Consider the following 14311-nt stretch of genomic DNA (forward strand, 5'->3'; position numbering starts at 1 on the left):
GACATCGCCACGCAGCAGGCGACACCGGCGATGCCCAGCAGCGATTGCAGCGCGCCGGGCGACATACCGAGCGGGCGGCTGAAATGGCTTGGCGCCGGCGTGACGGCGGCGCGTGTCGCCTGCGGGGCGGCGGCATCGGCGAACAGCGCGGGCGCGGGGCGGCGCAGGACGGTGATGAGGGGCAGCATGACCACCACGCAGAAGATGCCCATGCCGGTGTAGGTCTGGCGCCAGCCATAGGTTGCGACATAGTGCTGCAGCACCGGCGACCAGACCGCGCCGGCAAGATAATTGCCGCTCATGCAGATCGCAAGCGCGATGCCGCGCCGGCGCGTGAACCATTTCGACGTGTCCGCGATCAACGGCGCGAACGTCGCTGACGTGCCGAGCAGCCCGATCAGTAGGCCTTGCGCGAGGCTGAACTGCCAGATGGTCGTCGCCGAGCCGGCGGTGATATAGCCCAGGCAAAGGAAGATCGCACCGATGACTGCGGGCAGCGCCACCCCGAAGCGGTCGGAGAGGCGACCCATCAACACCCCGCCGAGCCCGAAACCGATCATCGCCAGCGTGTAGGGGAGCGATGCCTCGCCGCGGCTAACATGGAACTCCGCCTGGATCTTCGGCAGCACGATGGAGACCGTGTACATGCCCGAGCCGCCGATCGTCATCAGCGCGAGACAGACCCAGAGACGCGTCCAGGCGTAGGCCGATTCGATTTGCGTGGATGATGTCTGCGTGCTCATCGGGGTCGATTGCGGCGCTCCGGTGCGCCTCTGCGCCGGGGGAACACGGTGTCCGCTTGCGCGCCACCGCATGAAATAGCATCGATCGGCAGCGCCGTAAAGAGCCCATGTCCCTGCTTGCCTGTCACCGCCCGTGATTCATCCTTGCCAGACCGCATATCCCTGCGCCCGCAACGCGATCGCAAGCTCGACTTCCATCTCGCGCGCGGCCTCGTAGGGCATCGGATTGGCGTAGGCATAGAGCTTGGGCAGCAGACGAACGCCGTAATGCTGGACGAACACGTTCGCCTGGATCCCGGCCTTGTGCTTGGCGAACCGCTGCTGCGGCGTGAGCCCCGTCATGCCGACGTAGAGGCAGGGCTTCAGCATGTCGCGGTTTGGATTGGCCCGGCGGAAGCGGGCGCTATTGAGCACCCGAGGATCGAGCTCCACGACGTAAACGTTGTGACGATACCTGGGATTGCGGGTGGCCATTCGAGTGTGGATCGCGATATCGGCGCACTGGCATGCTGCCGTCCGAAGGCGGGTGCGCCGTCGCGGGACTGACTGCGCACCATCCCGCCGGCACCAGTTCTTCGACCGGCTGCGTTCCCTTCCTCTCATGAGAGCTCCGTGGCAGGAGGGGAAGGCTTACGTCATCCCCTCCTCTCATGAGGAGGGGCGGCGCGTAGCGCCGGGGGTAAGGCCGGGAATTCGCGGACCATGGTCCGCGCCGGGCGAACGGCATCGGCCTGTATGCCGATGCGCGCCCTGCAAGGGGTGTGGTTTCTGCGACCGAACCGACCACCCCGTCCGCGACCGTGTCGCGTCCCGCCCCTCCTTGACAGGAGGAGAAATCAGAACCTTCCCTGCCTCCTTGACAGGGGAAATCAGAACCTTCCCCACGCTCTCAGATCTTCAGCGATACCGGCGACGGCAGCGGCTTCCCGGAGAAGTGCGCATTCAGATTATCGAGCAGCAGCGCGGTCGACGCGGCGCGCGACTCCGGTGCGCGTCCGGCACAGTGCGGCGTGATCACGACGTTGTCCAACTGCAGCAGCTCCGGCAGATGGGTTGGAATGCCCGGTTCGCCTTCGAGCACATCCAGGCCGGCCCCGGCAATGCGCTTCGATCGCAGCGCATCGACCAGCGCCGGCGTATCGACGACCGTACCGCGCCCGACATTGACGAGATAACCTTTGGGCCCGAGCGCCGCGAGCACTTCGGCGCCGACGAAGTGTCGCGTTCCGGCACCCCCGGGCGTAGCGACAACCAGGAAATCGGCCCAGGTCGCCAGTTCGATGAGACTGCCGAAATAGCGATAAGGCGATGCCCCGACGGCATTGCGATTGTGATAGTCGACCGCCATGTCGAAACCGCGTGCGGCGCGGTGCGCGATCATGCTGCCGATGGTGCCCAGGCCGAGAACGCCCAGACGCTTGCCGCACACCGTCGGCGTCTCGACGCGCCACTGGTCCTGCCATCCGCCCGCACGGACCAGACGATCGGCCTGCAGCACCTGCCGGGCTGTCGCCAACACGAGCAACATGGCGGAGTCGGCGACGGCCGGTGCGTTCGTGCCCGGGCCATGGGCGACGGTGATGCCGCGGCGCCGAGCCGTTTGCAGGTCGACGGCCTCATAGCCCGCGCCGGTGGCGCAGACGATCTCGAGATTCGGCAGCAGTTCCATCTCCGGGCCGCTCAAGCCGCCGCGGCCGTTGGTGAGAACGGCCCTGACCGCGTCGGCGCCGTCGTGCAATGCCTCCATGCGGCTTGCATACTGCTTCGCCTCGCGAACGCAATAGCCGGCGGCGCTCAGCCGAGCGAGGCGATCGGGCGTCATTCGCACCAAAGCAAGGACACCGATCCCCATGGGCGCTCCTTGGCCGTTCTTCATGCGATGGACGATCCGTGGAAGCGGCCCGAGGCGGGTGAACGCGCTAGCAAAGCTTCAACGCCCGCTCGAGTTGCCGCCGATGCGCCTTCGGCCCGCCCAGGCAGTGATAGAGCGTGCGCGACATCTTCGTGTGCAGCGTAAGACCGTACTCGCGTACGACGCCGATTCCGGCATGCACTTCGTGGGCGAAGTCGCACGCGCGCATGTAGCTCTCGGAGGCGACCGACTTGGCCACGTGGACGCTGGAGGCAGCATCGAGCCCGCTATCGAGCTTGTACAGAGCTTCGTAGGTCGTCCAGCGCGCCGAGTCGAGGTAGTTGACGATGTGGATCACGTGATCCTGTACGCGCTGGAAGCGGCCGATCGCCTGCCCGAACTGCGAGCGCTCGCGCGAATACTCGACCGACATGTCGAACACGGCGCGGCAGCCGCCTACCTTGTAGGCGCAAAGCACGGGAACCGCGCGCAGGAGCGCGCGCTGCATCGGCGCCCACGCCGTGCCCGGCTCGCCCACGATGTCATCCTTGCTCACGCGGACGTTGTCGAACACGACCTCGCACACGGCAGTGAGAAAACCGTCCAGCGCGCGGATCGATACGCCTTTTGCTTTGGCGTCCACGCGCAGCAGGCTGTGTGCCGAACCGCCGTCGACGCGAACGGGCACCAGCAAGTCGGTGGCATGCAGCGCGTCGTGCACCATGACCTTCGTGCCGGACACGGTGAGGCTCGATCCGTCCTGGCGTGCCGCCATGCGCACCTGCTCCGGCGACCAGCCGTACTGCGCCTCGGTGAGCGCCAGCGCGAGCACCTTCTCGCCGCTCGCGACCGCCGGCAGCCACGCCTGCTTCTGCGCGTCCGTCGCGGCCTCGAGCAGGATGTGCGCGCCGAGGACCGCGGAAGAAAAAAGCGGCCCGGGCACGGGGCCGGTGCCGAGCTCCTCGAACAGCACTGCGACATCGGTCAGGCTGTTGCCTGTGCCGCCGTATTGTTCCGGAATCGCCATGCCGCTCCAGCCGAGCTCGGCGAGCTTGGGCCACAGCATGGTCATCGTCTCGGCCGGATTGCGGTCGAGCTTCAGCAGCGCGTCGCGGTTGCAGGCGTTGCGCACGAAGTCGCGCGCCGATTCCTGGATGAGCTGCTGGGTGTCGTCTAGGGAAAGATCCATTTGCGTTCTCGCTATCGAACCGTGCCGGCTTTCTCGCGCTCGCGCCGGCCCACGCCGATGCGCCGCGCCATGATGACCCGCTGGATGTCGGTGGTCGCGCCCGGATGCAGCGACGTGATCGCGTCGCGCTGGAAGTATTCGACCGTGCCTTTGAGCGGCCCCCAGCGTTCGTCCTTGGTGAGCACCCTGGGACCGGCGATGCGCAGCATGCGCTCGGCGATGTCGAGGCCGGAGAGCTTGCGCCGCAGGCTGTATTGCGAGCCTTCGTAGGAGCGCGGCTGTCCGGTGTGCGACAGCCAGTGGTTGCGCAAGGCGAATAGGCGCGTGATCTCGGCTTCGATGAACATCTCCACCAGCTCGGCCCGGGCGTCGGGATCGTCCGCGATGGCGTGGCCGTCGAGCGGCTTTCGGCAGAAGTCGAGGAATTCGTACACCACGCGCCGGTCGGCCAGGCGGCCTGCACCGCCGTGCTCCATCTCCAGGTGCGTGGTCGCGACCTTCCAGCCGTTGTTCTCGCCGCCCACCAGGTGGTCCGCCGGCACGCGCACGTTGTCGAAGAAGACCGTGTTCTTCACCCCCGAGCCGCTGCCGCCTTCGCCGCCGGTCGCGAGCAGATCCATCGGTGCGACGCTGATCCCGGGCAGGTCCATCGGGATCATGAGCCATGAAAGATTCTTGTGCCGCTCGCCTTTCGGGTCGGTGACGACGATGGCCCACGACTGGTCGGCGCCGTGCGAGCTGCCGACGAACACCTTCTGGCCGTTGACGACGTAGGCATCGCCGTCGCGGATCGCGGTGGTCTTGATGCCGGCGAGATCCGATCCCGCGGCTGGCTCCGTGAGGAGCTGCCAGGTGCGCACCTGGCCGCGGCAGATCGGCGGCAGGAAGCGCTTCTTCTGTTCCTCGGTCCCCCACACCAGGATGGTCGGCGCGCCCATGCGGCCGCCCGCGTCGTAGTAGGGCGGAAGCGAGAGTCCGATGCGCGCCATCTCGTCGTAGAGGATGACGGTCTTTTCGGCATCGAGATCGCCGCCGCCGTATTGTCTCGGCAGGGTCGGGTAGAGCCAGCCCATTTCGCCCAGGCCCCGCCCGAGGCTGCGCCGGATCTGGTACTGCGCGAGCGTCATGTCGCACGGATCGGCGGAGTGCTCGATGCCGGGCGGCGAGTTCTTTTCCAGCCACGCGCGCACCTCGGCCCGAAATGCGCTTTGCTGCGGTGAATCTTCGATGGCGAAATTCATGGCGTGCGTCCTTGCAGGAATGGCGTGCGCCGAAGGCGCCCTGTTTGCGTCATTCCCGCGCACGCGGGAATCCAGAATCAATGACCCGTTCCTGGACTCCCGCATGCGCGGGAGTGACGTGGTTTACTCCCGCATCGCGCGCGCCTTCTTGGCGGCCGGCCGCTCCCAGCAGCGCTGCAGCCACGCCTGCACCTTGGGCCACTTGGCGAGGTCGACCGATAGCGCGCGGTAGAGCGCCGAGGCGACGTTCAGATCCGCCACCGAAAAATCGGGACCCGCGAGCCACTGCGACTTCGATAGCGCGCCCTCCAGCACGTCGAGCGCGGGCACCACTTCGGTCCAGGCGGCTTGCGCGATCTCGGGCTTGCGCTCGGCTTCGGCCAGGGCGCTGGTGTGGTTGACGTAGTTCACGATCTGGCGATCGAGCCGGTCGGTTTCCCACAGGCTCCACTGCCAGGTGAGCGCTTCGTTCTTCGCATCGGTGGGGTAGAGCTTGCCGTGCTTTTTGGCGAGATACATGTTGATCGCCATCGACTCCGACAGGACGAAGCCGTCGTCGTCGATTACCGGCACGCGCCCATTCGCGTTCATTGCACGGAATTCGGGCGTCTTGGTCTCCGCCGAGCGCGGCAGGTAGTCCTTGTGCTCGTACTGCAAGCCAAGCTCGCCGAGCATCCACAGGGAGCGCAGACCGCGCGAGCGGGCCGAACCATAGAGTCGCAGCATGATGTCCTCCCGATACCGAAGGTGGGGGAATCATTCTACCCCGGTAGGGGAATCCGGTTGTCGTTAGCGAGGATCGTTCGGGGCGGGCGAGGTCGGTCGCTCGATGCGCTCGATCAATCCTCCGCGTGACCTGGGCGACTGTTGCACCGGTGCGCTCTGGCTCGGCGGCGTGGGAGGCGTGGTCGCAGGAGGCGTGGTCGACCGCGGCGGCGTAGTAGCGGGAGGCGTCGGCTGGGGCGTCGACTGAGGCGGTGTCCTCCGGGGCGGGGTCGATTCGCGCGCCGGTGCCGGCTGACGGAACTTGAACTGAGGTGTGGTGCGAACGGCGGGCACCCAGCCGAACTCCGTCTCGTATTCGCCCGAGTCGAGCCGATCGGCGCGCGGCGTGGCCATACCGCGCCCGACCAGCCGCTGTCCGGCGATAAGACGCACGGGACGCCAGCGGCCTTGCCGCGGCTGGCACAGGACGGTGCCGTTCCTGACTGCGACCGAGAACTCGGTATTGCCGCGTCCGATCGTCACGGTGTACTCGGTGCCTTCGCTGCTCGCCGCGACGAATTCGCTGTCGACCTGGAAAATGCCGCTGACGGAGGCGAACACGCGACCGAAGAAAGTGAAGACGCTGCCCATGCGCACGCGCGTATCGTAGTCGAGCCAGACACGAGCGCCGTCAACGAAACGGCACTGCGCGTAGCTCGAAGCCAGCGTGCGGATCTCGTCGCCTGCGAAAAGCGGCATGCCGTCTCGAGCAACCACGACGCGGCCGCCCTGCAAGACCTCCACCCGACCCTGCACATCGAGCCTCGCAACCCGCTGCGGGCCGGGCGTTTCCGTGCCGGGACCGCGATATGGCTCGGCGCAGCCGCCGAGCAGAATTGCGGCGCCGAGCACGATCCTGCGCCGTTGCGGCAATGCGGGTTGCGGATTGGGTGCGTCGGGCTCGCTCATTTCAGCCACCTCCTCGCCAGACGGCGAAACAGCGCATAGGCAAATCCGAAGGCCGCCAGGTCGTACGCGCTGTTGAGCAGCACGTCTTCCGTTGCGACGATCGCCACCGCCGCCGCGAGGTACGCCGCCGCAGCCGCAGCCAGGAGCGCGCACGTTCCTGCACCGCTCAGCCGACGACACCTTACTCCCAAAGCGGCGCCGAATGTAGCGAAAACGCCCGCGAGCACAGCTTGTGCGACCGGCGGCGCGAAGCGCGGACTGCGAGCGGCTGCCAGCACGTTGATCGCATTGGCATGCAGCTCGTATCCGAACATGTCCACGCGCGCCAAGCCGTGCGCGGTGCGAAATGACTCGCCTGGCGTTTCGAATCCCATCACGACCGTCTTGCCCGCGAAACGCTCGGCCGCTATCCGTCCGGCCAGCACGTCGGCCAGCGCGACGCGACGTGCCCGCAGCGCATCGATCGGCGCGAGGCGAACGATCAACTCGGCCGTTCGCGTTCCCGGGGTCATCGCCGGGCAGCCTTGCGCTCCCGCGACTTCGCCTCCGAGGACACTGTAGTTGTATTGCATCGGCTTGCCATCCGCTGCGAGCGTGAGCTCGTGGTCGCCGGGCACGATCGACACGATGCGACTGCTGCCGGCCGCGCCCAGCAGCGCCAGCGATGCAAGCTCGTTCGCCTGCCATCCGCCGTCGTCTTCCTGGATGTCGAAGGCGAGCGCCACGGTTTGAGCGTAGCCGAGACGGCGTCCGACACAGGCGAGACCCACCCCGGTTGCAGCAGCTGCAAGCTGCGGTACCGCGCGCGGTTTGCCGGCGTTCGCATCGATGAAGCTGAAGAAGACCTCGGTTCCCCGGTCGCGTGCTGCGCGCATCGCACCGGCGAACGCGGCATCGGCCGCTCGCGGCTGGTGGAAGTGGATGTCGAGGACGATGCGGCGCGCGCCGGCGCGGGCGAGTGCGGCAACGGCTTCACCGAAGTGCGCACGCAGCGCGGGATCGCGCACATCCTGCTCGGGCCCGATGCCGACCAGCATGAGGCTCGAATCGAGCGGCACAGGCGCCATGGCGTCGGCGAGCGCGAGCGTCCAGGTCGCGATGCGCGTATCGAGCGCAGCCAGGTCGAACAGCCGCGTCCACGCCAGCAGCACCGCCGCGAGTGCGATCACCGGGATGCCCCAGCGCTTGGCCCGTTCGATGCGCAGCCGCGCGCGATTCGTCTCCGCTTCGTCGCGCAGTCGCTTGCCGGTGAGCCGCGCGATCAGATCCTCCAGACCGGCCTCGAAGGCATCGTGGCGAATGCGCGCCGCCTGCAGGCTCGCGAGCGGCTGGAGCGTCGCGGGCAGCTCCTCCGGGCGCAATGGCGTTGCGTCGTCGAGCAATACCGGCACGATGCGCTTGCCCTGTGCGAGGGCGCTTTCGATCTCCCATCGCGTCACGTCGTGCGGATCGTCGAGCCTGCGCATCCCCGAAGCATCGGCAAGCGAACGCCACGCGGCGCCGATCAGCACCAGCACGATGTCGGCGGCGCCGATGCGCTCGGCGAGCCGCTCGCGCCAATTCGCGCCCGGATCGATGCGCTCGGCGTCCATGAACACGTCGGCATCCGGCAACGCGGCACGCAGGCGGTCGTAGATACGCCCGGAATAGCCCGAGCTTTCGCTGCGCCGGTAGCTGATGAAGATGTTCAGAGCGTTCCTCCGCGGTTACGCATGCGCTGCCGGTGCCCCATCGTCCATCGCGATTGCGCTCGCACGGCAACTTCGGCGCGTGCAGTATCCGCCAAATTGGCGTGCCGGTTCGCATGCTGGGCGGGTGCGGCCTTGCGGCCGCGCCGATTGCGTTACATTTATCGGAAGATTCGCAATATGCTTCCCTCTCCCTCCGGGAGAGGGAAGACAAGCAAAATCGTCAGGAAGGCATGCGAGGGGCGTACGGTACGGACGATGCGCGCGTCATCACCATCGACTGTTCGTTTGACGCCGGGGAGCAAGTGATGAGCTGGGAAGACGAACTCGAAGAACTGCGCCGGCGCGAGACCTTCGCGCGCGAAATGGGCGGCGCCGACAAGGTCAAGCGCCAGCACGATGGCGGCCGTCTCACCGTGCGCGAGCGCATCGATGCCTTGGTCGATGCGGGCAGCTTTCACGAGATCGGCGCGCTGTCGGGCCAGGCGCGCTACGATGCTGCCGGCAAGCTTGCCGGATTCGTTCCCGCCAATTGCATCTTCGGCCGCGCCACTGTGGATGGGCGGCCGATCGTCGTGTGCGGCGACGACTTCACCGTGCGCGGCGGCTCGGCCGATGCGACCATCAAGGAAAAGACCGTGATGGCGGAACAGATGGCGCACGAGTTCCGCCTGCCGATCGTGCGCATCATCGAGGGCTCGGGCGGCGGCGGTTCGGTGAAGACCATCGAAACCACGGGGCGGGCGAACCTGCCGGGTCGCGTCGGCGGCACGCAGGGTTACTGGTACGCGAGCGTCAATCTCGGCCAGGTGCCGGTGGTGGCGCTGGGGCTCGGCTCGGTAGCGGGGCTCGGCGCCGCGCGGGTCGCGGCCAGCCACTATTCGGTGATGACCAAGACCACGTCGGCGATGTTCGTGGCCGGTCCGCCGGTGGTCGAGCGCATCGGACAGAAGCTGAGCAAACAGGAGCTTGGCGGCTGGGAAGTGCAGACGCGTTCCGGCGCCGTCGATCACGCGGTCGACACCGAGGCGCAGGCATTTACCTGTGCGCGCCGATTCCTGTCGTATCTGCCGCCCTCGGTGTACGCAACGCCGCCGCTACTGGCATGCGAAGATGATCCGAACCGCCGCGACGAATGGCTCGTCGCTGCGGTGCCGAAGGACCGGCGCCGCGTATACAGGATGCGCCCCATTGTCGAGGCGCTGGTCGATCGCGGCAGCTTCTTCGAACTGGGCCGCATGTTCGGGCGCTCGATCGTCACCGGCCTTGCGCGCATCGACGGCCGCAGCGTCGCCGTCATGGCGGGCGATCCGTATCACTATGCTGGCGCCTGGACCGCGGATGCGTGCTCCAAGATCGTTCGCTTCGTCGACCTCGCGCAGACCTTTCATCTGCCTGTGGTGCACCTGGTCGACTGCCCCGGTTTCCTCATCGGGCTTCAGGCCGAGCAGACCGCGACGATTCGGGCCGGCGTGCGCGCCATGGCCGCGATCAGCCAGACGACCGTGCCCTGGTGCAGTGTGATCGTGCGCAACGTGTTCGGCGTAGCCGGTGCGATCCACCAGCCGGCCGGGCGGCTGTCGCTGCGCTATTCATGGCCGTCGGGGTATTGGGGATCGCTGCCGCTGGAGGGTGGCATCGAAGCGGCATATCGCGCCGACATCGACGCCGCGCCCGACCCGAAGGGGAAGCTGGCCGAGATCGAGGACCGGTTGAACCGCCTGCGCTCGCCGTTTCGCAGCGCCGAAGCGTTCTGGGTCGAGGAGATCATCGACCCGCGCGACACCCGCAGGCTCCTGTGCGAATTCGTCCGCCTCGCCGAGCCGCTGCTGACGCCCGGCCCATCGAACTTCACCATGCGACCTTGATGGTCGCGCAGGCATAGCGCAAACCACACCACCCCGCCCGCATCTGCGGGCACTCCTCCTCGTGAGCAGTATTAGCCCGCAGGCGGGCAGGCGCGGCTAAGAAACCTGGTTGGGTTTCTTGAGAGAGGAGGGGAGAGTTTGCGGCGTTCCCCTCCTCGTCGAGGAGGGGCGGGACGCGACACGGTCGCGGACGGGGTGGTCTATCGCATCCGAGTCTGTCGCGAACGGGGTGGTCTATCGCACCGTCATTTCATCTCGATGAACTCGAGCTGCACGCCATCCGGGCCCTCGAAAAAGCACACCCGCCGTCCGCCCGACACCACGGTCTCCTCCAGGATGTGGATGCCCTGGCCCTTGAGTTTCTCCACCAGGTCGTCCAGCTCGTCGGTGTCGATGGCGATGTGCTCCATGCCGTATTTCTGGTCGCGCTTCTGCTGCTCGAGGAAGCGGCTCACGTTGAGCGTGAGGCCGTGCAGGTCGATCCGGTAGCCGCCGGTCGCGTTCTTGCTCACGATCTTCGCCCCCAGGGTGTCGACGTAGAACTGCGCGGTCTTGGCCGGGTCCTCGGTCTTCAGGTGCACGTGATTCATCTTGAACGTCATGATGCATCTCCTCCGTCGGTGAGTGCTTCGCTAGGGGTGAGGCCGTACGCCTGAGCCAGGAGCTCGTAGGAGCGATGCCGTGGCTCGGGGTCGTAGGTCCAGGTGACGACCACGAGCTCGTCGAGCTGCAAGCGCTCGGCCAGCGCGTTCAAGCCCGTTGCAACCTGCTCGGCGGTGCCCACCAGCGCACGCCGGCGCAGGGATTCAATGTAGGTGCGCTCGGCGGCCGAGTACGGATGCGCCGCGGCTTGCTCGGGCGAGATGAGCGCGCGCCGCACGCCGTACTCGCGCTCGACGCGCGTGTGTTCGCGCGAGGCGGCCAGGCGTCTCGCTTCGGCCTCGGTGTCGGCGGCGAGCGCCCACACGCAGATCGTCGCCTGCGGTTCGGGATGGCGCTCGCTCGGGCGGTAGTTGCGCCGATAGAGATCGAGTGCCTGCTCCACGCCTTGCCCGTCGGTGAAGAAATAAGCGAATGCGTACGGCAGGCCGAAATGCGCCGCGAGCTGGGCGCCATAATCGGAGCTGCCGAGAATCCAGATCTCCGGCGTGGTCGGTCCGCGCGGATTGGCCTGGATCGCGCGAAAGGGATGGGCCGGCGGCAGCGGCGAGCCCGCAACCCAGGCCTGCAGGTCGAGCACTTGCTGGGGAAAATCCTCGGCCGCGTTCGAGTACGGATTGAGCGCGTGCGCGGTGAGCTGATCGGAGCCTGGCGCACGCCCCACACCGAGATCGATGCGCCCCGGCGCGATCGCCTCGAGCACGCGAAACTGTTCCGCCACCTTGAGCGCCGCGTAATGCGGCAGCATGACCCCGGCGCTGCCGATGCGGATGCGCTGCGTGGTCGCTGCGATCGCGGCCATCAGCACTTCGGGCGCCGTGCCGACGATGGTGTCGGTCGAGTGATGCTCCGAGACCCAGTAGCGACGATAGCCGAGCGCATCGCAATGGCGCGCGAGCGCCAGCGTTTCGCGGATGGCGACGTCCTGGGTGCGTCCGGCCGACGCGGTCGACTGGTCCAGTACCGAGAGCTTCATGGGGCAGGGAGCCGGGTTGAGCGTGCTCGGACGATACCACGACCGGCATAGGGCCGGCGAAGCTCGCGGCGGTGCGCGGGCGGGCGGTGCGTTTGCTGATGACCCTTCGTGATGCTGTTCTCGTACTCAGGCGGGCTGCTCGTGCGCTGCGATCCTGTTCGCCCTGGTATCGGCTGCGCCTACGCCGGCGCCCCGATGACGTTCAGCGCGCGGGCATTGGCCGTGCAGATCGCAGGCAACCTCATGGCTGGACCGCCAAGATGCTGTGGTACCTGCTCGCCGCGATTGCCGCCACGCTAGCCGTGGCAGCGGCCGCGTATGCTCATCTTCGGCTGCCGCTCTTCACCGCCGGCGCGACCAAGCTCATGGCGGCGCGCGCGATCCTGTTCGGCCTCGGTATCGGCTGCGGCTACGTCGGCGCCCAGATGTATCGCGAACCGGCGGCTTCCGTGCTCGCCTTCATCATCGGCTTCGGCGTGGTGCACTTGCCGGCGTGCGGGATACTTTTCCTGAAACGCCAGCGCGGCGAGGGGCGTTCCTGAGGCGGTTTGCTCAATCGTCATCGACGTCGCTCCCGCCGTGGCGGAAGCGACCTCCCGCCGTGGCGGAAGCGACCTCCCGCCGTGGCGGAAGCGACCTCCCGCCGTGGCGGAAGCGACCTCCCGCCGTGGCGGAAGCGACCTCCCGCGCAAGCGGGAGCCCAGGGAAGCAAACCAATCCTGGATTCCCGCCTCCGCGGGAATGACGTGTTCGTGCCTCTATATCAAGCCGCGTGCGCGAACGCGATTGCCGGCGCGCCCGTGGTGAGCGTGGTGCGTCGCAAGTCGCGCGGATATTGCTCGTCGTCGAAGCGGCGCGCCCGGTGCATGGTCGCCTGGTTGTCCCACATCACCAGGTCGCCCACGCGCCAGTTGTGGCGGTAGACGAACTCGCGCTGCGTCGCATGCTCGGTCAGCTCGCGCAGCAGCATCAGCGCCTCGGGTACCGGCCAGCCGACAATGCGTCCAGCGTGCGACGACAGGAACAGCGACAGCCGGCCCGAGCTCGGATGACGGCGCACCAGGGGCTGGCGCACCGGCTCGAAGGCGCGTTCCTCTTCTTCGGTGAAACGGAATCCGAGCGCGCCCTTGGAGAAGATGCGGCTGTGCTCGGCGGTCAGGTCCCGGATCTTTTCCTGCGTGCGGGCATCGAGCATGTCCCAGGCGGCACGCATGTCGGCGAACTCGGTGTCGCCACCTTCGGGCGGGATCACATGGGCACACAGCGCCGAGTAGCGCGCCGGGATGGTCTTGTAGCTGCTGTCGCTGTGCCAGAGCTGGTTGCCGAGTTGGAACAGGCGCTTGCGGTCGTCCCGCGGCAGGATGCGGTCGCCGGGACCGAGGTTGGAAATATCGGACAGGCGCGGATTGTCCAGCCGCGTGCCCTCGTCGGCGTGAATCTTCTTGTAAGCGGGTTCGAGCTCGCCGAGGCTGCGAGTGAACGCGATCTGCTGCTCGGTCGTGAGTGGCCTGTCGCGCCGGAATACGAGTACGGCGTACTGGTCCATGCCGCGTTCGATCGCGCTGGCAGTATCCGGGTCGATCGGCTGGCCGATGTCGACGCCGGAACATTGGGCTGCGAAAACCGGGTGCAAGGGCGTGAACGCAGGTCTCATGACGTCTCCGTGGCGCTGGATGCGCGGCGCGCAACGCTACGAAGACGATTGTCTTCAGTACGACCAAGAACGTCAAATGCGGCGTCAAATACCCGCTACTGCAGGTGCGGCAGATCCGCAGCGGGGCGCGCGGGCAGATGCGGGTCGTGCCATCGCGGTCCGATCGCGAGTTTGCGCACGACGTGCGGGCGCACGACCAGCAGGGCGAATGCCAAAGCGATCGCAGCCATGCCGGCGTAGCCGAGCATGAAGTCGGCGTAGTCGAATCCCTTCGCATGCGCGCGTACGATGCCGAGCAGTGTGGCGGCGAGCCAACTCGCCGCGCTGATGGCGCCCAGCGCCGAGGCCAGCGTCGCGCTGTAACCGCCGTGCCGGGTTTCGCCGAGCAGTGCCGGAAAGGCGAGCCAATGCAGCGCCACGCCGTTCACGGTCAACACGCAGACGACCGTCAGCTTGGCGAGCATCTTGGGATTGTCGGCGATCCGACTCAGCACCCCGCCCGTATCGAGCACGAGCAGCGCCGTGCCGCTCGCCCAGAGCACGATCAGCGCGAACCGGACCAGGCGTGCAGCCGAGCGCAGCGATTCGGGATCGATCGGGCGTGAGGACAGCAGCTTGGCGTCTTCGCGCAACACGCAGCCGAGCGCGAGCGCGAACGCCATGACATGGATGAAAACTAGCAGCAGGCGAACGACGGCGAACGTTTGCATGGCGGCCCCGAGAGATATACATCACGGGCCCGTTCATCCATCCGGGGCGACGAAGC

General features: G+C 67.2%; 14 protein-coding genes. 2 read left to right on the forward strand and 12 right to left on the reverse strand.

The genetic code is table 11. From position 1 onward, the window contains the following. The 8 genes from GEV05_21150 to GEV05_21185 all read right to left on the reverse strand — a co-directional run. Window positions 1-743, reverse strand: a 743-nt coding sequence (locus tag GEV05_21150) for an MFS transporter (GenBank protein ID MPZ45844.1), incomplete at its 3' end; no start/stop codon positions are given. 138 nt (window positions 744-881) lie between these two features. After that, entirely contained in the window at window positions 882-1217 is a 336-nt protein-coding gene (locus tag GEV05_21155) for a hypothetical protein (GenBank protein MPZ45845.1), read from the reverse strand. A gap of 415 nt (window positions 1218-1632) precedes the next feature. Then, window positions 1633-2595 carry a 2-hydroxyacid dehydrogenase gene (locus GEV05_21160; GenBank protein MPZ45846.1) on the reverse strand — a complete coding sequence of 321 codons (963 nt, stop codon included), beginning with the start codon at window positions 2593-2595 and terminating at the stop codon, window positions 1633-1635. A 67-nt stretch (window positions 2596-2662) separates the two neighbouring features. Further along, window positions 2663-3784, reverse strand: coding sequence for a hypothetical protein (locus tag GEV05_21165; GenBank protein MPZ45847.1), 1122 nt, complete (start codon window positions 3782-3784; stop codon window positions 2663-2665). An 11-nt stretch (window positions 3785-3795) separates the two neighbouring features. Next, on the reverse strand, window positions 3796-5130 hold the full coding sequence (locus tag GEV05_21170; GenBank protein ID MPZ45848.1) for a hypothetical protein: 1335 nt from the start codon (window positions 5128-5130) through the stop codon (window positions 3796-3798). Between the two features lie 18 nt (window positions 5131-5148). Next, complete coding sequence (locus GEV05_21175) at window positions 5149-5751, reverse strand: glutathione S-transferase family protein (protein MPZ45849.1); 603 nt, start codon at window positions 5749-5751, stop codon at window positions 5149-5151. Window positions 5752-5814: 63 nt separating this feature from the next. Next, the gene (locus GEV05_21180) at window positions 5815-6699 is read right to left on the reverse strand and encodes a hypothetical protein (GenBank protein MPZ45850.1); all 885 of its coding nucleotides are present in this window, start codon (window positions 6697-6699) and stop codon (window positions 5815-5817) included. Beyond that, window positions 6696-8297, reverse strand: coding sequence for a CHASE2 domain-containing protein (locus GEV05_21185; GenBank protein ID MPZ45851.1), 1602 nt, complete (start codon window positions 8295-8297; stop codon window positions 6696-6698). The genes GEV05_21180 and GEV05_21185 overlap by 4 nt, the downstream gene beginning before the upstream one ends. Before the next feature lie 398 nt (window positions 8298-8695). Between GEV05_21185 and GEV05_21190 the strand changes: the two genes are divergently transcribed. Then, the gene (locus GEV05_21190; protein MPZ45852.1) at window positions 8696-10255 is read left to right on the forward strand and encodes a methylmalonyl-CoA carboxyltransferase; all 1560 of its coding nucleotides are present in this window, start codon (window positions 8696-8698) and stop codon (window positions 10253-10255) included. Window positions 10256-10500: 245 nt separating this feature from the next. Here the strand turns inward: GEV05_21190 and GEV05_21195 are convergent, their stop codons facing one another. Together GEV05_21195 and GEV05_21200 are read right to left on the reverse strand one after the other, a co-directional pair. Beyond that, window positions 10501-10857 carry a hypothetical protein gene (locus GEV05_21195; protein ID MPZ45853.1) on the reverse strand — a complete coding sequence of 119 codons (357 nt, stop codon included), beginning with the start codon at window positions 10855-10857 and terminating at the stop codon, window positions 10501-10503. Beyond that, window positions 10854-11891, reverse strand: a complete 1038-nt coding sequence (locus GEV05_21200; GenBank protein MPZ45854.1) for an MsnO8 family LLM class oxidoreductase — start codon at window positions 11889-11891, stop codon at window positions 10854-10856. The genes GEV05_21195 and GEV05_21200 overlap by 4 nt, the downstream gene beginning before the upstream one ends. Before the next feature lie 260 nt (window positions 11892-12151). Here GEV05_21200 and GEV05_21205 point away from each other — a divergent pair, with 260 nt between their 5' ends. Next, window positions 12152-12433: a hypothetical protein gene (locus GEV05_21205; GenBank protein MPZ45855.1), complete on the forward strand. Its 282-nt coding sequence runs from the start codon at window positions 12152-12154 to the stop codon at window positions 12431-12433. A 221-nt stretch (window positions 12434-12654) separates the two neighbouring features. On the opposite strand, the gene GEV05_21210 is transcribed toward GEV05_21205, so the two are convergent. Both GEV05_21210 and GEV05_21215 read right to left on the reverse strand, forming a co-directional pair. Further along, a complete protein-coding gene (locus tag GEV05_21210) occupies window positions 12655-13545 on the reverse strand; it encodes a TauD/TfdA family dioxygenase (GenBank protein MPZ45856.1) in 891 nt (296 codons plus the stop codon). Window positions 13546-13640: 95 nt separating this feature from the next. Next, complete coding sequence (locus GEV05_21215) at window positions 13641-14255, reverse strand: hypothetical protein (protein MPZ45857.1); 615 nt, start codon at window positions 14253-14255, stop codon at window positions 13641-13643. Window positions 14256-14311 lie beyond the last annotated feature (56 nt).

Source organism: Betaproteobacteria bacterium (genome assembly GCA_009377585.1).
GTDB lineage: Bacteria > Pseudomonadota > Gammaproteobacteria > Burkholderiales > WYBJ01 > WYBJ01.